This is a genomic window from Enterobacter sp. CPE_E890, assembly GCF_046521475.1.
Taxonomy (GTDB): domain Bacteria; phylum Pseudomonadota; class Gammaproteobacteria; order Enterobacterales; family Enterobacteriaceae; genus Enterobacter; species Enterobacter adelaidei.
The window spans coordinates 3,604,790-3,628,629 of sequence record NZ_JBKFZW010000001.1; the positions used below are offsets into that span (position 1 = coordinate 3,604,790).

Annotated in this window: 19 protein-coding genes; 6 read left to right on the forward strand and 13 right to left on the reverse strand. The window is 57.3% G+C overall.

Annotated elements, in window-relative coordinates:
• Positions 1-167: 167 nt before the first annotated feature.
• Together ppk1 and ppx are read left to right on the forward strand one after the other, a co-directional pair.
• On the forward strand, positions 168-2,228 hold the full coding sequence (gene ppk1, locus ACLHV9_RS17740; RefSeq protein ID WP_028016121.1) for a polyphosphate kinase 1: 2,061 nt from the start codon (positions 168-170) through the stop codon (positions 2,226-2,228).
• A 3-nt stretch (positions 2,229-2,231) separates the two neighbouring features.
• Positions 2,232-3,770 (forward strand): exopolyphosphatase, encoded by a 1,539-nt coding sequence (gene ppx, locus ACLHV9_RS17745; RefSeq protein WP_028016120.1) that lies wholly within the window; start codon positions 2,232-2,234, stop codon positions 3,768-3,770.
• A 4-nt stretch (positions 3,771-3,774) separates the two neighbouring features.
• On the opposite strand, the gene ACLHV9_RS17750 is transcribed toward ppx, so the two are convergent.
• Positions 3,775-6,015, reverse strand: a complete 2,241-nt coding sequence (locus ACLHV9_RS17750; protein ID WP_108090881.1) for an EAL domain-containing protein — start codon at positions 6,013-6,015, stop codon at positions 3,775-3,777.
• A gap of 354 nt (positions 6,016-6,369) precedes the next feature.
• Between ACLHV9_RS17750 and ACLHV9_RS17755 the strand changes: the two genes are divergently transcribed.
• From ACLHV9_RS17755 to ACLHV9_RS17765, 3 genes are all read left to right on the forward strand, one after another.
• The gene (locus ACLHV9_RS17755) at positions 6,370-6,558 is read left to right on the forward strand and encodes a YfgG family protein (RefSeq protein ID WP_028016118.1); all 189 of its coding nucleotides are present in this window, start codon (positions 6,370-6,372) and stop codon (positions 6,556-6,558) included.
• A 208-nt stretch (positions 6,559-6,766) separates the two neighbouring features.
• Positions 6,767-7,018 carry a DUF6130 family protein gene (locus ACLHV9_RS17760; protein WP_108090882.1) on the forward strand — a complete coding sequence of 84 codons (252 nt, stop codon included), beginning with the start codon at positions 6,767-6,769 and terminating at the stop codon, positions 7,016-7,018.
• 11 nt (positions 7,019-7,029) lie between these two features.
• A complete protein-coding gene (locus tag ACLHV9_RS17765) occupies positions 7,030-7,773 on the forward strand; it encodes an alpha/beta fold hydrolase (protein WP_108090883.1) in 744 nt (247 codons plus the stop codon).
• Positions 7,774-7,862: 89 nt separating this feature from the next.
• Here ACLHV9_RS17765 and iolB read toward each other — a convergent pair whose 3' ends face one another.
• From iolB to ACLHV9_RS17815, 10 genes are all read right to left on the reverse strand, one after another.
• Positions 7,863-8,687, reverse strand: a complete 825-nt coding sequence (gene iolB / locus ACLHV9_RS17770) for a 5-deoxy-glucuronate isomerase (protein WP_108090884.1) — start codon at positions 8,685-8,687, stop codon at positions 7,863-7,865.
• Between the two features lie 9 nt (positions 8,688-8,696).
• A complete protein-coding gene (gene iolE, locus ACLHV9_RS17775; RefSeq protein WP_108090885.1) occupies positions 8,697-9,587 on the reverse strand; it encodes a myo-inosose-2 dehydratase in 891 nt (296 codons plus the stop codon).
• 11 nt (positions 9,588-9,598) lie between these two features.
• Positions 9,599-11,503: a bifunctional 5-dehydro-2-deoxygluconokinase/5-dehydro-2-deoxyphosphogluconate aldolase gene (locus tag ACLHV9_RS17780; protein ID WP_108090886.1), complete on the reverse strand. Its 1,905-nt coding sequence runs from the start codon at positions 11,501-11,503 to the stop codon at positions 9,599-9,601.
• A 12-nt stretch (positions 11,504-11,515) separates the two neighbouring features.
• On the reverse strand, positions 11,516-12,649 hold the full coding sequence (locus ACLHV9_RS17785; protein ID WP_028016113.1) for a Gfo/Idh/MocA family protein: 1,134 nt from the start codon (positions 12,647-12,649) through the stop codon (positions 11,516-11,518).
• A gap of 8 nt (positions 12,650-12,657) precedes the next feature.
• Complete coding sequence (locus ACLHV9_RS17790; RefSeq protein ID WP_049005552.1) at positions 12,658-13,686, reverse strand: ABC transporter permease; 1,029 nt, start codon at positions 13,684-13,686, stop codon at positions 12,658-12,660.
• An 11-nt stretch (positions 13,687-13,697) separates the two neighbouring features.
• Positions 13,698-15,245 (reverse strand): sugar ABC transporter ATP-binding protein, encoded by a 1,548-nt coding sequence (locus ACLHV9_RS17795; protein ID WP_407220884.1) that lies wholly within the window; start codon positions 15,243-15,245, stop codon positions 13,698-13,700.
• Between the two features lie 51 nt (positions 15,246-15,296).
• Positions 15,297-16,226 (reverse strand): substrate-binding domain-containing protein, encoded by a 930-nt coding sequence (locus ACLHV9_RS17800; protein ID WP_407220885.1) that lies wholly within the window; start codon positions 16,224-16,226, stop codon positions 15,297-15,299.
• Between the two features lie 31 nt (positions 16,227-16,257).
• Complete coding sequence (gene iolG, locus ACLHV9_RS17805; RefSeq protein ID WP_108090888.1) at positions 16,258-17,244, reverse strand: inositol 2-dehydrogenase; 987 nt, start codon at positions 17,242-17,244, stop codon at positions 16,258-16,260.
• A 289-nt stretch (positions 17,245-17,533) separates the two neighbouring features.
• Positions 17,534-19,459 carry a 3D-(3,5/4)-trihydroxycyclohexane-1,2-dione acylhydrolase (decyclizing) gene (iolD, locus tag ACLHV9_RS17810; RefSeq protein WP_407220886.1) on the reverse strand — a complete coding sequence of 642 codons (1,926 nt, stop codon included), beginning with the start codon at positions 19,457-19,459 and terminating at the stop codon, positions 17,534-17,536.
• An 11-nt stretch (positions 19,460-19,470) separates the two neighbouring features.
• Positions 19,471-20,976, reverse strand: a complete 1,506-nt coding sequence (locus ACLHV9_RS17815; RefSeq protein ID WP_407220887.1) for a CoA-acylating methylmalonate-semialdehyde dehydrogenase — start codon at positions 20,974-20,976, stop codon at positions 19,471-19,473.
• 292 nt (positions 20,977-21,268) lie between these two features.
• Here ACLHV9_RS17815 and ACLHV9_RS17820 point away from each other — a divergent pair, with 292 nt between their 5' ends.
• A complete protein-coding gene (locus ACLHV9_RS17820; RefSeq protein ID WP_028016107.1) occupies positions 21,269-22,102 on the forward strand; it encodes a MurR/RpiR family transcriptional regulator in 834 nt (277 codons plus the stop codon).
• Between the two features lie 55 nt (positions 22,103-22,157).
• Here ACLHV9_RS17820 and ACLHV9_RS17825 read toward each other — a convergent pair whose 3' ends face one another.
• Positions 22,158-22,535 carry a DUF1641 domain-containing protein gene (locus ACLHV9_RS17825; protein WP_407220888.1) on the reverse strand — a complete coding sequence of 126 codons (378 nt, stop codon included), beginning with the start codon at positions 22,533-22,535 and terminating at the stop codon, positions 22,158-22,160.
• Positions 22,535-23,731, reverse strand: a complete 1,197-nt coding sequence (locus ACLHV9_RS17830; protein ID WP_114977523.1) for an NAD(P)/FAD-dependent oxidoreductase — start codon at positions 23,729-23,731, stop codon at positions 22,535-22,537. Before ACLHV9_RS17830 ends, ACLHV9_RS17825 begins: the two co-directional genes overlap by 1 nt.
• Positions 23,732-23,840 lie beyond the last annotated feature (109 nt).

Consider the following 23,840-nt stretch of genomic DNA (forward strand, 5'->3'; position numbering starts at 1 on the left):
CAAATTGCATTACCCGATATTCCCTTCTCCAACCCTCTAAAATTCCCAACAAAAAAAATAACTGTCATACTTTTCTGGCACTGTTGGACATATCGTGGAAATGCTCGCCATAATAAGGACGAGACGGATTTACCACGTCCTGTGATTGAACTGGAGTGTGAGCTGTAATGGGTCAGGAAAAGTTATATATCGAGAAAGAGCTAAGCTGGTTAGCATTCAACGAACGTGTACTCCAGGAAGCGGCTGACAAAAGTAACCCGCTGATCGAGCGCATGCGTTTTTTGGGCATTTATTCCAACAACCTGGATGAGTTCTACAAGGTTCGTTTTGCCGAGCTAAAACGGCGAATCATCATCAGCGAAGAACAGGGCTTAAACTCTCACTCGCGGCATCTGTTGGGCAAAATCCAGTCCCGCGTGTTGAAAGCCGATCAGGAATTTGACGGCCTGTATAACGAACTGCTGCTGGAAATGGCACGCAATCAAATCTTCCTGATTAACGAACGACAGCTTTCCGTTAACCAACAAAACTGGCTGCGCCATTACTTCAAACAGTATCTGCGTCAGCACATCACCCCGATTCTGATCAACCGCGAAACCGACCTGGTGCAGTTCCTGAAAGATGACTACACCTACCTGGCGGTGGAAATTATCCGCGGTGATTCGATCCGCTACGCGCTGCTTGAGATCCCGTCCGACAAGGTGCCGCGCTTTGTGAACCTGCCGCCGGAAACCCCGCGCAGACGCAAACCGATGATCCTGCTGGATAACATCCTGCGCTACTGTCTGGACGACATCTTCAAAGGCTTCTTCGATTATGATGCGTTAAACGCCTATTCCATGAAGATGACCCGTGACGCCGAATATGACCTGGTGCACGAGATGGAAGCCAGCCTGATGGAGCTGATGTCGTCCAGCCTGAAACAGCGCCTGACGGCCGAGCCGGTGCGCTTTGTTTATCAGCGCGATATGCCGGACGCCATGGTGGAGATGCTGCGCGAGAAGCTGACCATCTCGCGCTATGACTCCATCGTGCCGGGTGGCCGTTACCACAACTTTAAAGACTTTATTGGCTTCCCGAACGTCGGCAAAGCCAATCTGGTGAACAAGCCGCTGCCGCGCCTGCGCCATCTGTGGTTCGACAAATTCCGCAACGGATTCGACGCGATTCGCGAACGTGACGTCCTGCTCTACTATCCGTATCACACGTTTGAACACGTGCTGGAACTGCTGCGTCAGGCCTCCTTCGACCCGAGCGTGCTGGCAATCAAAATCAACATCTACCGCGTGGCAAAAGATTCCCGCATCATCGACGCGATGATCCATGCGGCGCATAACGCCAAGAAAGTCACGGTGGTGGTTGAGCTGCAGGCGCGCTTCGACGAAGAGGCGAACATTCACTGGGCGCGCCGTCTGACGGAAGCCGGTGTGCACGTCATCTTCTCCGCGCCGGGGCTGAAAATTCACGCCAAGCTGTTCCTGATCTCCCGTAAAGAGGGCGACGAGGTGGTGCGTTATGCCCACATCGGTACCGGGAACTTCAACGAGAAAACCGCACGAATTTATACGGACTACTCGCTGTTGACCGCTGATGCCCGCATCACTAACGAGGTACGCCGGGTATTTAACTTTATTGAAAACCCGTACCGCCCGGTGAATTTCGATTATCTGCTGGTGTCACCGCAGAACTCGCGCCGTCTGCTGTACGATATGATCGATAAAGAGATCGCTAATGCGCAGAAAGGGTTGTCATCCGGCATCACGCTGAAGCTCAACAATCTGGTCGACAAAGGGCTGGTTGACCGCCTGTACGCGGCGTCCAGTTCCGGCGTGCCGGTTAACCTGCTGATCCGCGGCATGTGCTCGCTGATCCCTGAACTGGAAGGCATCAGCGACAATATTCGCGTCATCAGCATTGTTGACCGTTACCTGGAACACGATCGCGTCTATATTTTCGATAATGCGGGTGACAAACAGGTTTACCTCTCTTCTGCAGACTGGATGACACGCAATATTGACTATCGAATTGAAGTCGCAGCACCGCTGCTGGATCCGCGACTGAAGCAGCAGATCCTCGACATCATCGAGATTCTGTTCAGCGATACGGTGAAAGCACGCTATATCGACAAAGAACTCAGTAACCGCTATGTACCGCGCGGCAACCGCCGTAAAGTGCGGTCGCAACTGGCGATTTACGACTATATCAAATCACTCGAGCAACCCGATTAACCTATGCCGATAAATGATAAGACCCCACGCCCGCAGGAATTCGCCGCGGTCGATCTTGGCTCTAACAGTTTCCACATGGTCATCGCCCGTGAGGTGGATGGCGCGCTGCAGATCATCGGTCGTCTGAAGCAGCGTGTACACCTGGCGGACGGTCTTGATGAACGCAGCATGCTTAGCGAAGAGGCAATGGAGCGCGGCCTGAACTGCCTGTCGCTGTTTGCCGAACGTCTGCAGGGCTTCTCGCCTTCCAGCGTCTGCATCGTGGGCACCCACACCCTGCGCCAGGCGCTGAACGCGCCTGAATTTCTCAAGCGGGCCGAAAAAGTGATCCCCTACCCGATTGAGATCATCTCCGGTAACGAGGAAGCGCGTCTGATTTTCATGGGGGTTGAGCACACCCAGCCGGAAAAAGGGCGCAAGCTGGTGATCGACATTGGCGGCGGTTCAACTGAGCTGGTGATCGGCGAAGACTTTGAGCCGCGTCTGGTGGAAAGTCGTCGTATGGGCTGCGTCAGCTTCGCGCAGATGTATTTCCCGGGTGGCACCATCACCCGTGAAAACTTCCAGCGGGCGCGTATGGCCGCCATCCAGAAACTGGAAAACCTCGCCTGGCAGTACCGTATTCAGGGCTGGAATGTGGCGCTGGGCGCATCGGGTACCATCAAAGCGGCCCATGAAGTGCTGCTGGCGATGGGCGAGAAAGACGGGTTTATCACGCCTGAACGCCTGATATTGCTGACTGAAGAAGTGCTAAAGCATAAAAGTTTTGACGCCTTGAGCCTGCCGGGTCTTTCCGACGAGCGTAAAGCGGTGTTTGTGCCGGGTCTGGCTATCCTCTGCGGCGTATTTGATGCGCTGGCCATCAAGGAGCTGCGTCTTTCTGACGGCGCCCTGCGTGAAGGTGTGCTGTATGAGATGGAAGGCCGTTTCCGCCATCAGGATATTCGCAGCCGCACTGCACAAAGCCTGGCAAACCAGTACAACATCGATCGTGAGCAGGCAAAGCGCGTGCTGGAAACGACCGTTCAGATGTACGACCAATGGCAGGAACAAAATCCTAAGCTGGCGCATCCGCAGCTTGCCGCCCTGCTGAAATGGGCAGCAATGCTGCATGAAGTGGGACTGAACATTAACCACAGCGGGATGCATCGCCACTCAGCTTACATTCTGCAAAACAGCGATTTACCAGGCTTCAACCAGGAGCAGCAGACCATGATGGCCACGCTGGTGCGTTATCACCGCAAAGCCATCAAGCTCGACGATCTGCCCCGCTTCACGCTGTTCAAGAAAAAGCAGTTCCTGCCGCTTATTCAGCTGCTGCGCCTTGGCGTGCTGCTCAATAATCAGCGTCAGGCCACCACCACGCCGCCCACGCTGAAGCTGAAAACCGACGACCACCACTGGACGCTGAGCTTCCCGCACGACTGGTTTAGCCAGAACGCACTGGTCCTGCTGGATCTGGAAAAAGAGCAGCAGTACTGGGAAGCGGTCACCGGCTGGCTACTCAAAATCGAAGAAGAGAGTGCCGACGTCGCCGCGTAACGGCTCAGGCGTCCGCACAGGACGCCTCTGCCTCCAGCAGTGATTCCAGTGCGACCGGTCTGCCAATCAGGTATCCCTGCACATAATCAATACCTAGCGCGTGAACCGCGCTACGTATCTCTTCAGTTTCGACATATTCTGCCACCACCAGCATTTTCTTCATTCGCGCCAGATGGCAGATTGACGCCACTATCTGATAATCCAGACTGTTGTTAACGATGTTCTGCACAAAACTGCCGTCGATTTTGAGAATATCAGCGTCCACGCTTTTCAGCCGGGCATAGCTCGCATAGCCGGTACCAAAATCATCAATGGCAATGCGTACCCCCATCTTCTGCAACTGACCGAGGATCTGTTGTGCCTGCTCAGCACTGCCGAACGTGCTGCACTCCGTCACCTCAAAGATCAGTTGCCACGGTTCGATGGCGTATTTCGTCAGCAAACGACTTACCTCAAGCGGGAACTGCACTCTGCAAACGGTTGAAGGGGCCAGATTAATGGCAAACCGCTGGCCGGGCAGCCTTTCGCGATGTGTTGCCAGAAAGCGTAACGTGTGGTCCAGTACCCATAAATCCACCCGCGACGACAACCCAAACTCCTGTGCAACAGGCAGGAATTGGTCGGGGGAGATTAATACTCCATTTGCATCCTGCATTCGCAGCAAGACTTCGTGGTAGCGATCGCCACGCTGGCCGCAAACAGGCTGAACGAAAAGCGTAAATGCGTTGTTATCGAGAGCCCTTTGCAGACTGCTCATCATTGCGACTTTATCCTTCAGGCTACGCTGCAAATGGACAGCACCACGCTGCTGAAGATTTTCAGGATGGTTGGAGGAGAGCGACAAGTCCGCAACCATACCCAGCTCACCCAGGACCAGATAGAGATGGTTCACTGGTGACCGCACATAACAGTAGCTCACACCCACCTGAGGCTGCAGCGGCATGCCATCCCAGACAAAGCGGAACTGTTTGATATGCTCATCCAGGGTTTCAATCCGCTGCTGGTGGGATTCCGCGTTGAGTCGAATCGCCAGATCGCACCCGGTCAGGTGGTAGACCTTCTCATTAGGCTGGAGTGTGTCATTAATCCATTGCGCCAGCTGCTGTTTGTACAAAATGCGCAGCAACACGCCGTAATTTCGCCCCAAAATTTCAAGCTCAGGAATACGCAGTAAACAAAGCGCCGACCACGGGTTTTTAGCCAGATCGTGTAATAACGAGCGCAGATTAGGCATATGTACGACAGGGTCGAGTAGCGCCAGTCTGCGGGAGCGTTGATTCACGGTTCGCTGGTGAGTCGCCAGCATCGACATGTAAATCACCACGAACGAGAAGACCAGATAGCTGGAAGAGGTGATCGCCAGTTGAATGTCATAACCCTGATGCAACGGGATATAGCGGTAAAAATAGTGAATGGACACCAGCAAGACTGGCGTCCAGATCAGCGACACCAGCTTATAGCCAAAGCGCATCGCGGCCCAGAGCATCACCGGCATCAATAACGACAGGGTGTAGTTGGTAGAAAAAATTGAGCTGTTTTCATTCATGGGGAGCAACAGCAGCGAAAGCAGTCCGCCGAGGGCAAACACCCAAATCAAAAACTCAGTGACCGTCACCTTTTTCTCTATCTGCATACGGATCTGTGAGATGAGGCTTTTGATGTAACGTGGATGGCGAATCAGGCGGATCAGCAGATAGCTCAGAGGTACCCCCGTCAGCCCGCTGACCAGCAGTGTCTGATAATTAATGAGCGTACGAATATTCAGGGGGGATAATCCCGCAAGGCTCTGGCGACTCTCGTACACACCCAGATAAACCGCAAACTGAAACAGCACCAGAAATAGCGTCGCGGGGCAGAAAACCTGCCAGAAAATGCGCTGCGCCATCAGCCGTGTGTCCCCGTACGCCGTCATATTGCGTCCGGGAGCAAACACCCGGTACCCCCCCCAACTGAGCACTATCGGGACGATAAAATGGAGCATAGTGGCGACGGTTTCAAACATCCCACCCGACGGGTAATAGCGGATAAACAGCGACAACGCGATCCCGGGAAGCGCTTCCAGGCCAAAGAACATCATCAGCGAGAGCAAAAATGAGAGGGGTAAATAATAGAGCGCGACAATACCTTCGCCCAGTTGCGTGAACGTATTCGCGACGCTCAGCAGGGGAAGTAAAACCACAGGTAAAATAAGCGGCAATGCCCACCAGCGGTCTTCATTGTTTTTCAGGAAAGCAATAATGTTCATAGATGCCCGGTTAAACCCCTTTCTCTCCAGAGGGAAAATAAAGACAGGCATCCGACCTGACGTGCGTGCCGCCCGGCAATGTTTAGGGCGAACAGTGTGGAGGGAGGATTTTAAATATCAGGACAGGGAATCCGTTGACTTAAATCAAACTACTTTATGCAAATAATCTTTTTCACCGACTTTTTTGCAAAAACTTCCTTCATATTATCATATATGGTAAATGCATTAATTATTTTCAATAACATTAATTAATGTAACTGTTGACGGTTATTTACACATTGCAGAATTGACCCCCTCTTCCCGCTGTGCCTTAATATCCTTATCGCCCAGAAGGGCATGTCCAGGAAAAACACAGTGAGTCAGGCCACGCGTATGCGCAAACGACATCGATTTAACACCCGAATGACCCGCATCATACTGTTAATCAGCTTCCTGTTTTTCTTTGGCCGCTTCGTTTACTCTTCGATTGGCGCCTGGTATCACCATCAGGATAAAACCCAGTCACAGCAATCCAGCCTGACCGTCGACACCGCTGACCGCTAGGCCGCCGGAGGGTTTTGCACTCTTTGAATAATGCCTGCAATCCCTTTGCTGAGGATCTTATCCTGCAGCCCGGCAAACTGTATCGCACTGTATCCACAGCGCCACGCTGACAAACGGGTACAAAACGCCGCCTCCGGCAAATATCTCTGATACATAAAAATGGTTTTCTTTCCCTGTCGTCATTCAGAACCGATGAGGAGAGACACCGATGATTCGTCGATACACACTTTTCCCCCTGCTCGCCCTGGCATCCGTCGCATATGTCCAGGCCGCCCCTCTGGACAACCTCAGCGCCACTGACGTTAACGGTCCCGCCGCCGTTGCGCCGCTGGAACACCCACAACCGCCCGCCGGCAAACACAAGGTGACCATTATTCTGGCCGACCCAACGCATAAGCCTCTTGACCATAAAACTCTTGAATTCACCGTGCCAGCGCATGCGCCGGTCCACCATTTCTGAGGAGCCTGAAGATGAAAGCATTATCGTTACTGACAGCGGGTTTGCTGGCGATTTCGGCCAGTGCTTTGGCGGAGAGTAAAACCAGCGTGGTGCTGGTGCATGGCGCGTTTGCCGACGGCAGCAGCTGGAATAAGGTGATTACTCTTTTGCAAAAACAACACACCGAGGTTATAGCCGTCCAGTTACCGCTTACATCGCTAAAAGATGACGTAGCGGCCACGCAGCGAGCCATCGCCCGTGCACACGGGAATGTGGTGCTGGTGGGCCACTCCTGGGGAGGCACCGTGATTAGCGAAGCAGGCAACGATGCGCGGGTTAAATCGCTGGTGTACGTGGCGGCGTTCGCGCCGGATTCCGGTCAGTCGACGGCGGATCTGGCAGGAAGCTATCCTGCCCCGCCGGGCAGTGCGGGCATTGCTAAAACGGCGGACGGCTATTTATACCTGCCGACAGAAGCCGTCAGGAAGGACTTCGCGCCTGACGTGAAGCCAGCCATTCAAGATACGATTGCAGCCACGCAGGGGCCAATTAAGGTCGAGGCGTTTGGTGAAAAGGTTGCCCACGCGGCGTGGCACGAGAAACCGAGCTGGTTTGTGGTCAGCAAGAATGACCGAATGATCAACCCCGCTCTTGAGCGCGCGATGGCGAAGACGATCCATGCGAAAACCGTCGAGGTGACGGCAAGCCACGTGTCGATGGTGAGCCAGCCGGAGGCTATCGCCCGGACGATTGAGCAGGCAAGGCGGATGCACTGAGAAAAATTCGCCCGGCGGCGCTACGCTTGCACGGGCCTACGATTTCGTAGGTCGGGTAAGCGCAGCGCCACCCGACAAGAAAGGCCGTCTCAGTCCCCCCTCTCTGCGGGATAATCCCGATTAATCCACGCGTGGTCCTCTTCCCAGGTGAACATCCATTTGCGCACCGGCCCGGCCATCACGTTGAGGTAGTAGCTGTCATACCCGGCCATTGTCGCCACCGGGTGATAGCCCTTCGGCACCATGACCACATCCCGGTTGTAGACCGCCATACACTCATCCAGCGTTCTGTCGTCGGTGTAAACACGCTGCATGCAGAATCCCTGTCCCGGGTTGAGGCGATGGTAATAGGTCTCCTCCAGATAGGTCTCCTGCGGCGGGTTGTCCGTGTCGTGCTTATGGCTCGGGTACGAGCTGGTACAGCCTTCGTTGGTCCAGACCTCCACCACCAGCAGGCTGTCGGCGGGTTTGTTTTCCGGCAGGATGTTATGCACGTAGCGCTGGTTGTGGCCCTTACCACGCGCTTCGCCGTCAATATCCTGCGGGGCTATCAGCCGCGTCGGGTACGTCCCTTTGCCGGGCGCGGCGCAGACCGCCAGCTCTACTTTCGTTAGCGCCTTCACCTGCACCGTCTCCTGTGAGGTGACGTAAACGGCCCAGGGTTTGATGCGCTCGAACGGGCTCATCCGCTCGCCGATGTCAGTAAACAGTGCAGAAGGCGTGCTGATGGAAGCGCGCCCGGCCACCAGCACCAGACAGCGCTCTTCGCTGACGGCGGGCAGCGTCAGCGTCTGCCCCTCCTGCAGCTCATACGCCTCAAAGCCGACATACCCCCAACCGGCGCTTTCCGGCGTGACGGACTGAGTCCGCCCCTCAACGTTCGGCTGTTGCCAGCGTGATAACAGACGTGACATGTCCCCTCCTCAAATCAGTCCGGCGTCGCGGGCCAGACGGCTCAGGTTGTTATACCCCAGACGGGCGTAGGTCAGCGGATGGGCGATCGCCGGGTCCTGCTCGGCCTCCACCACCAGCCAGCCGTGATAGTCCTGCGCTTTCAGCAGTTGCATGATCGGCGGGTAGTTCACGCAGCCGTCGCCCGGCACGGTAAACACGCCGCTCAGCACCGCATCAAGGAAGCTGGTTTTGCGGTTTTTGACGTCCGCCAGCACGTCGGCACGCACGTCTTTGCAGTGAACATGGTTGATGCGCGACGCCCAGCGCTGCGCCACCGCCAGCGGATCGGCCCCGGCAAAGGTCAGGTGGCCGGTATCCAACAGTAACCCCACCGCATCGCCAGTGTGGATCATCAGGTTGTCCACGTCTTCAGCGGACTCAATCACCGTGCCCATATGATGATGGTAGGCAATCTGCACTCCCTGCTGCTGCGTATAGCGGGCAAATTCGGTGAGCTTCTCGCCATACTCTTTCCAGCGCTCCTGCGGGAAACGCGGGCGCAGATGCACCGGGGTCTGCTGCTCGCCGTGAATGCAGCCGCTCACTTCCGCAAAAACCAGCACCTTCGCCCCCAGCTCGCGCAGCAGCGTCAGGTGGGACTGCACGGCAGCAATCTCGTCTTCAACACTGCGTTCCAGCAAGCGGCCGGAATACCAGCCGGAGACCAGCTGCAGGTCGTGACGCTGCAGGATGGGGCCGAGCAGGCGCGCTTCACGTGGGAATTTATTGCCCAGTTCGAACCCCGCGAATCCGGCCTCTTTCCCTTCGCTCAGGCAGGTCTCCAGAGATGTCTCTGCGCCCAGTGAAGGCAGATCGTCGTTCGTCCACGTCAGCGGGTTGATGCCCAGTTGTACACTCATTGTCGTCTCCATTATGCGTGTCCGCGCTCGCGCCACCAGGCGATAAGCTGCAGGTAGTTGTCCCGAATGCGCGCCACCAGCTGCGCATCGTCAATATCGTGTTTCAGCCATGCGCGGGAGGCATCGCCAAACAGCGTGCGTCCCACGGCGAAGCCTTTCACCAGCGCCTGCCCCGATGCGGCTTTGAAGTCGGCACGCAGCTGTTCTGCCGGAGCATCCAGACCCAGGATCACCACGCCGCGACAGTGCGGGTCCCGGCGCGCGATAATCTCGCTCAGCGCCGTCCAGCCTTCGACGGAGAGCGGCGGCAGTTTCCACCAGTCGGGGTAGATGCCCAGGTTGTAGAAACGGGAAATGGCACGCAGGTAGAGCTCGTCGCTGCGCGGCATGCTGGCGGGCAATATCACCTCCAGCAGCAGTTCATGTCCGGACTGACAGCAGGCGTGGTAAACCTCAGCGATTTTCTGCTCCTGCTCCAGACGCAGGCCGTGGGCGTCTTCCGGATGGAAAAAGACCAGGCACTTCACCACGTGCTCCTGCGGCCAGCTGATAAGCTGGGTACCAATGTTGCCGTGCTCCATCTCCAGCGGACGCGAGCCCGGCAGCTCAATAGGACGACCGATCCACCACCCTTCCCCGGTAATGGCGTTCAGCGCATCCTGACCAAACGTGCCATCGCACAGCAGACCGGCTTTGCCCTCCAGTCCGGCAGAGCTTGCCGCCTCGCGGCTGGCCTGCAGGATCAGTTGCTTCAGCGCCGGAATACGTTTGAGCGACGCGCCGCACTGCAGCGCCATATCCTCAAGCTGGCTGCGGTGATCGAAGGCCATCACGCACAGCTCCGGCCATTCGCGACGACGGGTGGTCACCCGGTGCAGATGGTTTAGACGCGGGTCGAGATCCGGGCGTGGAACGAGCGCGGCGCGGGAGAGGTAATCATCCAGCTCGATTTTGCTCGGCATCGCCGGCGCACAGCCGTGCCGCGAGACCACCAGCGCACCACAGGCGTTGGCGTAGCGGCATGCCTGCTCCCAGCCCTCGTCGTTCAGATAACCGCGCAGCAGGCCGGACATAAACGCATCCCCCGCGCCGAGGACGTTCAGCACCTCCACGCGCACGCCGGTCACCGTCAGGCCGTCGTCCAGCCGAGGGGGAATGGCATCGGTATACACCGAGCAGCCTAGCGCACCGCGCTTGCAAACCAGTGTCGCCTTGCTGACGTGGCGCACCTGCGCCAGCGCCTGCAACGTGTCGGTGCTGCCCCCCGCAATATGAAACTCCTCTTCGGTGCCGACAATGACGTCGAAGAGGTGCAGCACTTCCTGCAGCTCGCGGGTGACCTGATCGGCGGCGATAAAGCGCGTTTCGCCGTCGCCTAAGGAGGTTAGCCCCCACAGCACCGGACGGTAGTCGATGTCCAGCACCGTGCGCACGCCGTGACGGCGGGCGTAATTCAGCGCCGTCAGCACCGCCTCGCGGGTCTGCGGGTGAGAAAGGTGAGTCCCGGTGATAGCAAGACACCGTGCGGAGGCAATGTAGCTTTCGTCCACATCGCTGGCGGTAATCGCCATATCCGCGCAGTTATCGCGATAAAAAATCAGAGGAAAGGTGTCCCGGTCTTTAATGCCGAGCAGCACCAGCGCCGTGAGGCGGTCTTTATCGGTGATCAGATGGCTGGTATCGCAACCCACCTGGTTTAACTCTTCCCGCAGGAAGCGTCCCATATGCTCATCGCCGACGCGCGCCAGCATTGACGAGCGTAGGCCCTGACGCGCGGTGCCGTACGCCACGTTGCCGGACGAGCCGCCGAGATATTTGGCGAAGCTCGACACATCCTCCAGACGGGCACCAATCTGCTGGCTGTAGAGGTCTACCGCCACGCGGCCCATGCATATCACATCAAACTGCTTTTCCACGTTGAACCCTCTTCAGACAATGTCATTCACGTTCAGCCAGCGGCCTTGCTGGTGTGAGAGTGCGATGGCGTCCAGCACGCGCGAGACCTTCCAGCCCTCTTCGAAGTCCGGCCACATCGGTGCGTCGGCGGCGATGCCGTCTACCAGGTCACGCACTTCCACCGTTTTTTGATCGTTAAAGCCAATACCGTGGCCTGCGCCCATGCAAAACGCGCCGTAGTCAGGGTGTGCCGGGCCGACCAGCAGCGTGCGGAACCCCTGACGGTTCACCGGATCGTCATGCAGATAAAGCTTCAGCTCCGCCATCCGCTCCTGGGTGAAGCTGATGGCACCTTTCGTCCCGGTGATCACATACGAAAGCCCCATCTTGCGGCCGCAGGCGACGCGGGAAGTTTCAATGACGCCCTGCGCCCCACCCGCGAAGCGCACCATCGCGTGGGCCTGATCTTCATTTTCCACGGCGACCATTTCCGACGATCCGGCCTTCGCCGGACGTGCCGGGACCACAATCTTCAGATCGCCGCAAACCTGCTCAATCTCCCCCACCAGGTACTGGGCCATGTTGACGATATGCGCCGCCAGGTCACCCAGCGCGCCCAGTCCGGCGGTTTCTTTAAAACAGTGCCAGTGAATGGGGGAAAGCGGGTCGGCCATATAGTCCTCGTTGTGGGTGCCGTAGAAGTGGATCACCTCTCCAATTTCGCCGCGCGCAATAATCTCTTTCGCCAGCTGCGCCGTCGGGTTTTTCATGTAGTTGAACCCCACCAGCGTTTTCACCCCTGCCCGCTTCGCGGCGTCGACCATCTCGCGCGCGTCGTGGGCATTCAGCGCCAGCGGCTTCTCCGAGTAAACATGCTTGCCGTGACGGATCGCCTCCAGCGCCATCTCTTTATGCAGATGGTTGGGGGAGCAAATATCCACCACATCAATGGCCGGGTCGGCCACCAGCGCCCGCCAGTCACCGGTTGAGCGATTGAAGCCAAACGCCTGCGCGCGCTCTGCCGCCAGCGTCGGGTTCACCTCCGCCACCATCTCACGCACCAGTTTGCCGCGCAGGTTGAACACCGTCGGGGCCTGGGCATAGGCAATGGCATGCGCCTTGCCGATATACCCGGTGCCAATCAATCCAATACGAACCTCTTTCATCGTGATCCTCACAGTGCGCCGCGACGGCTCTTGGCATAGGTGTCGAATGCCACCGCCAGAACGATAATTAATCCGGTGATAATTTGCTGGTAGTAGGCCGAGACGTTCATCAGTACCAGGCCGTTAATCAGAATGCCCATGATGATGGAGCCGATAATCGTGCCACCGATGCGTCCGTAGCCGCCCATCAACGACGTGCCGCCAATGACTACTGAAGCAATAACGCGCAGCTCAAAGGAGATCCCGGCCACCGCCTCAGCGCTCCCCAGACGGGCGCTCAGGATGAAGCCCGCCAGCCCAGCCAGACAGCCAATCAGCACATAGACGCTGACCAGCACGCGCTTCACGTTCACCCCAGCCAGACGTGCCGCCTCCGGGTTGCCACCAATGGCGTAGACAAAGCGCCCCCAGCGGGTTTTATGCAGCGCCAGATAACCGCCGATGGCGACGATGGCAAAGATCCAGATCGGAATGGAGATGCCGAGCAGCTCCCCGCGCCCCCACCAGCGGTAGCCCTGATCGAAACCGGCGATCGGCGCGCCATCGTTAATCACCAGCGTGAGACCGCGCCAGATGGTCATCCCGCCGAGGGTGACGATGAACGGCGGCAGGCGCAGGCGGGTGACGCCCAGACCGTGCAGGAAACCAATCGCCGTGCCCATGGCCAGACAGATCCCCAGCCCAATCAGCCAGCTCATGCCGCCCCAGGCGTTCGGGTCAACGGTGGTGAAGTTATCGCCCTTGATTACGTAGGCCGCGGTCATGGCGCACACCGCCAGAATGGAGCCCACGGAGAGGTCAATCCCGGCAGTCAGGATGACAAAGGTCATCCCCACGGCCATGATCCCGTAGATGGAGACTTCGGTCAGGATGTTGAAAATATTGCGTTCAGAGAAAAAGTTGCTGTTCTGCGACTGGAAGAAGATCAGCAGCAGGATCATGAAAATCAGCACCCCGAAGCGCTCGAAGAAGGCGATGGGATCGATGCGTCCGGCGCGTTTGACCGGGGCCTGCGTTTTAGAAATCATCTGCGTCATGAGAAACTCCGTTATGCCGCGTTCAGGGCGTTGTGGTTGATGGCCATCATCGTCATCAGCCGTTCTTCGTTAGCGTCGTCACCGTGGATCTCGCCGGTTACTCGGCCTTCACTGAGCGTGATGATCCGGTCAGACACCGCCATCACTTCAGGCAGATCGGAGGAGATCACAATCACCGCCACGCCCTTTTTCGCCATATCAAACAGCACCTGGTGCACTTCCGATTTGGTCCCGACGTCGATGCCACGTGTCGGCTCATCGACAATCAGCACCCGCGGGTTGAGCGCCATGCAGCGCGCGAGGATCACTTTCTGCTGGTTGCCGCCTGAGAGCTTGCGCACCTCCTGCGCGCTGTTGACCATTTTGATCTGCAGAGCCTGGCGGTAGGACTCAATCAGGTCGTCCTCTTTGCGGGTATTCACGAACCAGCGCCACTGCAGCAACGAGGAGAGGCAGGAGAGCGACAGGTTGTCGCGAATCGACAGCCCCAGCACCGCCCCCTCTTTCTTACGGTCTTCCGGTACCAGCGCCACTCCCTGATCGAGGGCATAAAGCGGGTCGCGCGGCTGGTACGGCACGCCGTCCAGCTCAAAGCTGCCCGAAGTAAAGGCGTCAGCGCCAAACAGGCAACGCGCCACCTCGGTACGGCCTGCCCCCACCAGCCCGGCAATCCCTAAGACTTCCCCGGCGTGGACGTGGAAACTGATGTCATGCAGAGCGATACCGTGTGGATCCAGTGGCGGTTTTTCCCGGCTTAACCCCTTCACCGACAAACGGACAGGTTTGTCTTGATGATGGGTTTCGCTGGCAGGGCGGCGGTTAAAGGCCACGTCACGCCCTACCATCAGGCGGATCAACTGCTCTACGTTGGTCTCCGCTACCGCGCCGGTGCCGGTGAAACGGCCATCCTGGAAAACGGTGAAACGATCGCAAAGCTGGAAAACTTCGTGCAGGCGGTGGGTGACATAGATAATGCTCACGCCACGGTTTTTAAGCTCCCGCACCACGCGGTGCAGGCTTTCCACCTCGCTGTCACTCAGGGCGGCGGAGGGTTCATCCATGATGATCAGCCTGGCATTGAGGGTCAGCGCCCGGGCGATCTCCACCATTTGCTGCTGGGCCACGCTCAGACGAGCGACGGGCGTGGTCGGTGCGACATTCAGTTGCAGATAATCGAGAATCACCTGCGCTTCCTGATTGACCGCTTTTTCGTCGACGATCAGGTTACGTTTGCGCGGTTCGCGTCCGAGAAACATGTTTTCCGCGACGGTCATGTTGGGCAGCAGGTTGAATTCCTGATAGATGGTAATAATGCCCTTGTTCTGCCGTTCTACCGGGGAGTCGTCCACCGGCAGCGCTTCACCGTTGAACCAGATCTCCCCGCGCGTTTGCGGCTGTGCGCCCGCGAGTGCCTTCAACAGCGTGGATTTCCCGGCGCCGTTCTCACCCAGCAAAGCGTGGATTTCACCCATGCCGACGGTGAGCTGGGCGCTGCTCAGCGCCCATACGCCGGAAAAGCTTTTTGCCAGGTCGGTTACTTTCAGTAAGGGTTGCGACATCAGCCTGCTCCTTATTTATGGGGAGCCGCCCGTACGGCGGCTCCGGACAAATCAGTTACCGGCCTCAGCAATACGCTCAGCCTGCTGCAGGTTCTCTTTGGTGATCAGCGTCGGCGGATAGTCCGCCCCGGTGATGGCTTTTTTCTCACGTACGTTAGCCACCAGCTGGCTCATCGCCGTGGTCACCGCAAAGCCCGGGCGCTGATCCGCCGTGACCGCCAGCAAGCCGTCGCGCACGCGGGCCAGCGCTTCCGGTACCGCATCAAAGCCGGTCACCAGAATTTCGCCCGGCTTCACACCCTGGCTCTGCAGCGCTTCAATCGCCCCCAGCGCCATATCGTCGTTGGCGGAGAGGATCACCTGCGGACGTTTCGGCAGCGACGGCAGAACGCTTTCAACGATACGCATCCCTTCAGAACGCATCCAGTTGCCGGTCTGATCGGCGACGATCTTGTACTTATCCCCACCCGCCTTCAGGCTGTCGCGGATCCCTTTGGTGCGTTCAATGTTGGAGGAGGAGCCCGGCTGGCCGGTCAACAGAATGATGTCTGCGCCGTTGGGGAATTTAGTTTTGACGAAGTCGCCAATCGCCTGGCCGCCCTTGTAGTTGTTGGCACCAAAGTGCGGCACTTTTTTCTGGCTATCGACGGAGCGATCAAGCGTCACAACCGGCAGCTTCGCATCCTGAATTTCATCTACCGCACTGGAGACCGCGTTCACATCGTTCGGGGAGACGATAAAGCCCTGCGCACCACGGGTGATGGCGTTTTCCAGGTCAGCCACCTGCTTTGGTGAGCTGCCCTGACCGTCCAGTACCTGAAGTTTCACGCCCATCTCTTTTGCGGCTTTCACCGCCGTGCGCTGCATGTGAACTTCAAACGGCATGGCCAGGTTTGGTGTACTGAAAACAAGTTGCTCGTTTTCGGCGAGGGCGGCCCCGGATGTCATGGCGATGAGGGCGGCTAAGATCAGTTTTTTCATTATTATGTCTCTCTGTGTAGGGTTGTTGTGTTTAGAGGACGATCTCGCGCTGGCAACGCAGTGATTCCAGCGCTTTATCCGCGAGGTACAGCGCACGTTCACCATCATCGCCGCTGCAGTCAGGTACCGCTTCGCCGCGCAGGACCGCAACAAAGTGTTCCCATTCCGCGGCGTAAGCGGATTTGTAGCGTTGCAGGAAGAAGTGTTCCGGCAGCGCGCTGGTGCAACCCTGTTTGCCGTAGTGCTGCACCTGGTTTTCAAGGATATTGCCCGCGCACAGCAGCCCTTCGGAGCCGTGCAGCTCCAGGCGCTGGTCGTAGCCGTATGAAGAGCGGCGACTGTTGACGATGGTCGCCATCGCGCCGGAGGCGTACTTCAGAACGATAAACGCGGTGTCGATATCTCCCGCTTCGCCAATCGCCGGATCCACCAGATTGCTGCCCTGGGCATACACCGACACCGGCTCTTCACCCATGATGAAGCGCGCCATGTCAAAGTCGTGAATGGTCATATCGCGGAACATGCCGCCGGAAACACGTACGTACTCCGCAGGCGGTGGAGACGGATCGCGGGAGATGATCAGCAGCGATTCCGGTTTGCCGATACGCCCGGCCTTAGCGTCGGTTTTCACGCGACGGAACTGTGGGTCAAAGCGGCGGTTAAAACCGATAAACAGCGGTACGTCATACTCCTTGACCACCTTCAGGCAGTCGCGTACGCGGGCAAGATCAAGGTGTACCGGTTTTTCACAGAAGATGGCTTTGCCGTGACGGGCGGCCATTTCAATCAGATCCGCGTGGGTGTCGGTCGCGGAGGCGATCAGTACGGCATGAACGTTCGGGTCGGTCATCGCCTCATCCAGGCTCTGCTGACGCGCCTGATATTGCGTGGCGAGACGCGTGGCGAATTCCTGATTCGGGTCAACCACGGACCAGAGCGTGGTCGCACTGTGGCTGGCGATGTTAGCTGCATGTACCTGGCCAATTCGGCCAGCGCCCAGTAAAGCAATGTTAAACATAACGGCTCCCGGTGTTGGTGAATGCTGTGAACTAACGACACTATAAATAAAACATTTATTTCATTTTTATAAATAGTGAAAATTATGTTTTTGAGTGCAGGTTAACACTTTTGAGATGTATGAGATAAATTTTGTTATCAATCTCACAACATGGAGGAAGGTATGCCGCTCCATTACAAAGGGGCGAGGGAGTAAAAGCCGCACCGTACCGTCCCCTCTCCCGTTGGGAGAGGGTCAGGGTGAGGGGAAAAAGAAAAATGAAATGAAAATTTCGTTACGGCAGGAAAATTCAATACTGACGGGCTTTTTTCACCTGAGCCTGTGTTTGCTCGGCGGCCTGGCGCACCGCTGGCGACTCAGCCACCTGCGCGTCGCCGGTTCGCCACCATGACGCGTAATCATGGGTCATTGTTTTCGGCAGCACTTTGATGTCGAGGAGCGTCGGCCCCGGGTGGGCGCGCGAGGCTTCCAGCGCCGTCAGCAGGCTTTGCTCGTCATGAACTCGCCATGCACGACAGCCGTAGCTTTCCGCGTTTTGCGCAAAATCGACCTTCACCAGTGGCCCGTCAAGCCGACCCGTTTTCGGGTTGCGGTAGCGGTTTTCCGTGCCAAAGCTGCCCATTCCGTGCCCCATCTGCAGGTTGTTAATGCAGCCGAAGCTCGCGTTATCAAACAGCAGAATGGTGACCTTAATGCCCTCCTGTACGGCGGTTTGCAGCTCTGAATGCAGCATCATGTACGAACCATCACCCACCATGGCGTACACCGGCTGCTGAGGTTTTGCCAGCTTCGCGCCGATGGCCGCTGCGACCTCGTACCCCATACAGGAGTAGCCGTACTCCAGGTGATAGCTGTCCGGCGTTTTGACCTGCCAGAGGCGCTGTAAATCTCCCGGCAGAGAACCGGCCGCGCCCACCACGATGGCGTTATCTTCAACATGCTGGTTGATCAGCCCAAGCACCTGAGTCTGGGTCAGGCGGGTATTGAGCGTTTCACCGTATTCCATGAGCTGCGCATCCAGGTGCCCTGCCACTTCAGGCGCGTCGTCCGGACGCCACTGGCGATCCCACAGGCGACGGCATTCGTCGCGCCAGGCGGACTTCGCCTCAGCGATCGCCTCTCCCCAGCCGCTGCGGTAATCTTTCAGCGCGTGGGTCAATGCCGTCAGCCCGGTTTGGGCATCGGCAATCAGCGCGGTGGCATCCAGCTTCAGGGCGTCAAACTCGGCCACGTTCAGCAGCAGGAACTCGACGTCCGGATGGGAAAAGAGCGCCTTGGAGCCGGTGGTAAAATCGGTCAGGCGCGTGCCGATACCAATCACCAGGTCAGCCTGCGGCGCAAGCTGGTTGGCGGCCATTCCGCCTGTCACGCCCACCCCGCCAAGGTTAAGTGGGTGATCGCTTACCAGCGCCCCCTTTCCGGCCTGGGTTTCGGCAAGCGGCAGTTGCAGTGTTTCAACAAATTCCCGTAACGCCTCATGCGCACCGGAGTAACGCACGCCGCCGCCGCATACCACCAGCGGACGGCGCTTGCGGGCAATCAATGCCTGAGCCTGCGCCAGCCGCTGAGGGTCAGGCGGACGGCGTTCAATATGATGCACACGACGCGCAAAGAAACTCAGGGGGTAATCCCAGGCTTCCCCCTGCACATCCTGAGGTAAGCAAATGGTCACCGCCCCTGTATTTGCGGGGTCAGTAAGCGTTCGCATCGCGCTTAACATCGCGCTCATGAGCTGTTCAGGACGGTTGATGCGGTCCCAGTAGCGGGAGACCGGGCGGAAGCAGTCGTTGGTACTGATGCTGAGATCGTGATACTGCTCGATCTGCTGCAACACGGGGTCAGGCTGGCGACTGGCGTAGATATCGCCCGGCAACAGCAGGAGCGGAATACGGTTCGCCGTGGCCGTCGCGGCCGCCGTCACCATATTGGCAGCACCAGGCCCAACGGATGAGGTGACGGCAAAAATACGCTGGCGGCGATGCTGTTTGGCGAATCCCGTCGCCATATGGGCAATCCCCTGCTCGTTACAGCCCTGCATCACCTGCAGATGGCCGGGATCCTGCTCCAGCGCCTGGCCGATACCGAGCACGTTACCGTGCCCAAAGATCGTTGCCACGCCCTCCACAAAGGGCGTTTCGTTACCATCAACGCTAACGTATTGTTGATTAAGGAATCTGACCAGCGCCTGGGCCATGGTCATACGTTCGGTTTGCATAAAACCCCCTGTCAGCCCAGCGTCGGCATGGAGAACGCAGCGCCTGTCTCCTGCTGCATTTCCGGCCAGCGTGCAGTGATGGTTTTCATTCGGGTGTAGAAGCGCACGCCATCGTTCCCGTGAACATTGAGCGCACCAAAGATGGAACGCTTCCAGCCGCCGAAACTGTGGAATGCCATTGGCACCGGGATCGGCACGTTGACCCCCACCATGCCCGCCTGCACCTCTTCACAGAAGCGGCGCGCGCAGCCACCGTCACGGGTGAAAATAGCCGAGCCATTACCATATTCGTGGCGGTTAATCAGATCCACCGCGCTGGCGTAATCTGCTACGCGCACCACAGAAAGCACCGGGCCGAAAATTTCTTCTTTATAGATGGTCATCTCCGGGGTGACGTTATCGAACAGCGTCGGCCCAACGAAATAGCCCTGTTCGTGACCTTTCACGCTGAAGCCACGCCCGTCCACGCGCAGGTTCGCCCCCTGCGCTTCGCCACTGTCGATGTAGCCCAGCACCTTGCTGCGGTGCGCGGCGGAGATCAGCGGTCCCATCTCGTTTTCTGGCTTCTGGTCCAGCCCCGGACCGACGCGCAGCGCGGCGATCTGTTTTTCCAGCCGGGCGCAGAGTTCATCGGCGGTTTTATCGCCAACGGCCAGCACCACGGAGAGCGCCATACAGCGCTCCCCCGCCGCCCCAAAAGCCGCGCCCATGATGGCGTTCGTCGCCATATCCATGTCGGCATCCGGCATTAAAATGCAGTGGTTTTTCGCGCCGCCGAGCGCCTGACAACGTTTACCGTGGGCGGATGCGGTCTGGTAAATGTATTCGGCAATCGGCGTTGAGCCGACAAAACTCACCGCCTGTACGCGCGGGTCGGTCAGGAGCACGTCAACGGACTCTTTATCGCCCTGCACCACGTTGAAGACGCCGTCCGGCAGGCCAGCCTCTTTCAGCAGTTTCGCCAGCGCGAGCGCCAGAGAGGGGTCTTTTTCTGATGGTTTCAGCACGAAGGTGTTGCCTGTCGCCAGCGCAATCGGGAACATCCACATGGGTACCATCGCCGGGAAGTTAAACGGCGTGATCCCGGCGCAGACCCCGAGCGGCTGCATCAGCGAGTGGCTGTCGACGCCGGTGCCGACGTTCGCAGAGTGTTCACCTTTTTGCAGATGCGGGATGCCGCAGGCGAATTCCACCACTTCCAGGCCACGGGTCAGTTCACCTACCGCGTCAGAGAAGACCTTACCGTGTTCTTCACTGATGATGCGGGCCAGACGCTCCATATTCTCTTCCAGCAACGCTTTGAAGCGGAACATTACACGCGCACGCTTGAGTGGAGCAAAACGCGCCCACGCGGGAAACGCTTGCTGTGCTGCGGCAATCGCCTGTTCAGTTTCCTGTGCCGTGCTCATCACCACCTGGCGGATTTGTTCACCAGTGGCCGGGTTGAAGATCGCCTGAACGCGCTGGCCTGAACCGGTGACACATTCGCCGTGAATAAAATTCGCTACCGTCTCCATCCTTAACCTCTCGCTGTTGATACGTGACTGTTACCTGAACGTTGTGTACTGAACACTATATATGAAACAAATATTCCATTTTAAGTTGAAATAAAATAAATGATGATTATTGTGATCAAGGATGGATTTTTATGTTAACAGCCAACATCACTGACTCAGCCTGAGCTATTAAGGGATTTCGGGCGAGGAAATGACTGAAGCTTCTGTTTCATTTTTGCTGCCAGATGGATGGCCGACATTTAAAAGACGCGGTTTTGCGTTTAGAATCATATGACTGTATTTGGGGGATAACATGACGACAGCAACCAGCCTGAACGAACTGCAGCAGCAAATCCGCGATCGCTACGATAGCCTGAGCAAGAGGCTGCAGCAGGTTTCCCGCTATGTGCTTGATAACACCAACAGCGTGGCCTTTGATACGGTTGCTGTCATTGCCGAGCGCGCCGACGTACCGCCGTCGACGCTCATCCGCTTCGCCAACGCCTTTGACTTCACCGGTTTCAACGAGATGAAACAGCTGTTTCGCATGAACCTGGTGGAGGAGACCGCCAGCTACAGCGACCGCGCCCGGCTATTCCGCGAAATGGAGAGCGAGGCCGTGCCGGAAACGCCGCTTGATATCCTGCAAGAATTCGCGCGTTCCAATGCGCAGGCGTTACAGCAGCTAGCCGCCCGCGCCGAACCCGAAATGCTGGAGCGCGCCGTGCAACTGCTGGCCGATGCCGACACCATCTACATCGCCGGATTACGCCGTTCCTTCAGCGTCGCGGCCTATCTGACCTATGCCCTGAGCCACCTGGAGTGCCGCCCTATTCTGCTCGACGGTATGGGGGGGATGCTGCGCGAGCAGATCAGCCGCATTAAGGCCCGAGACATTGTGGTGTCGATCAGCTTCTCGCCGTACGCGGAAGAGACGGTGATGGTCAGCGAAACCGCCGCCAGCGTCGGCGCGCGGCAGATTGTGATTACGGATAGCCAGATCAGCCCGCTGGCAACGTTCAGCGATCTCTGTTTTGTGGTGAAAGAGGCGCAGGTGGATGCGTTCCGCTCCCAGTCAGCAACGCTGTGCCTGGTGCAGTCGCTGGTGGTGGCGCTGGCGTACAGGTTGGGAAGTGGGGACAAATAGTCTGCATTGCCCTTTTGCCGGCCGGGAACGGCACAGCCGCCCCCCGGCATTTTGGTCAGTTCTTTATTTCAGTACACTCCGGATAGTCGACGGATGAGAGAACACTCAGGCGTTGCCCCGTAATCTGCAAAACGCGCAATAAAAGCATAATGCCGCGACGGGTATCTGGATCGTTCAGCATTGAGAACACCTGCCGAAGCGAAACATCCCCTTCCCGGTTAATTTGCTCTCCCCATGCCATGCGTAGCGCAGTTCCGCCTTCCCAGCCGACAGTCACAACATCTTCAAAAACGCCGGCCAGTTTTTCGACCATCGCGTTATCGGTCATTTCAAGCAGGTCCGCCACCAGGGCGAGCAAATCAACAAGATTATTCAGGCGATTGCCGGCCATAAGCGGAGCAAGATTTTTCAGCAATTGTTCCTGTTCGCTCATCAGAACATCCCCCTCACGACACCCCAATACAGTCCACGGTTAAAACCGTTTCGCAGCATGCCACCGAGTTTTGTCGCAGGCACCGGCGTCACATCATTGCGATAGTCATATACCAGCGGCATCCCCGCCCAGAGCCCCATCTGCGCGACGGCCTGAACCCGGCCATCGTAATGATTACCGCTTCCGGGTGGTCTGCCATACAGTTCCGCCACAATATTATCGACAATAATCGGGGCCTGGTTATGGCACGACCCGCCAGCTTTACTGATAGGGAGATCGACGGTATCGCCGATCACATAAACGCCTTCTAACCCGTAGACGCCCAGCGTTTGGTGATCCGTCGGCAACCAGCCTTCTCCATTCTGAATCTCACTGAGCCCCGTATTACGCACCGCTTCTACCGCCCTGATGGGAGGCGTGGCCATCAGGATGTCAAAGTTCTGCGAATCGCCCTCGGCGGAATACGCGATTTTGCTGTCAGGATCGACATGACTTAAGGTAAAACCGCGCTGGTGCTTTATACCTTTGGCAGCAAAAATATCCCCCAGCGCCTCCCCAACCGGACGTTGCAGGAACAGACAGTTTCGCAGTAATTGCGCTACGGTCGGATAGGTATAAACAATCTCAACCTGATTACGTACGCCACGCTGACGCAGATAGTCGTCAACCATCAGCGTGGTCTCGATGGGGGCGATCCCACACTGGTGGGGCACATTAGGGGTTTCCGGGAAAGAGACGGTGATAAAGATTCGTCCCTTTTTAATGGTGGCAAGTTTATGGGCTAATTGTCTGGCCGCCGCGTATTGGTAAAAATGATCGCCCACTTCAGCAAGGCCAGGGATTTTTTGAGGGAAAGGTGTGCAACCAGTAGCAATAACCAGCAGGTCCCAGTCGTAGTGTTTCTTACTGGCGCTGTATAAGCGGCGTTGTTTAAAATCGAAAGATTCTATTTTATCGGTAATAAATTGAATTTCCGGACTCAATAATTGCCGCTCAGGCCGGGCCAGCTCATGGTGATGAAAGAGGTTAAACGCGACGTACATAAACGCGGGTTTGTAGTAGTGCACCGGTGATTCGGATATCAGCATCAGTTCTACCTGACCGGCGGCAATTTCGCGTCGTAATTTCCTGGCCAGCAGGTTGGCGACAATCGTCCCTCCCGTGCCGCCACCGACAATCATTATGCGGTTTTTCATTCCGTTATTCGCTCATGGTAGTGAATGGGAATTCACGTAACCAGACCGCTTCACTGTTACGCTCAGCTAAAGCGTAGTAACAGAGCAATATTCCGCAATGCAATCCTTA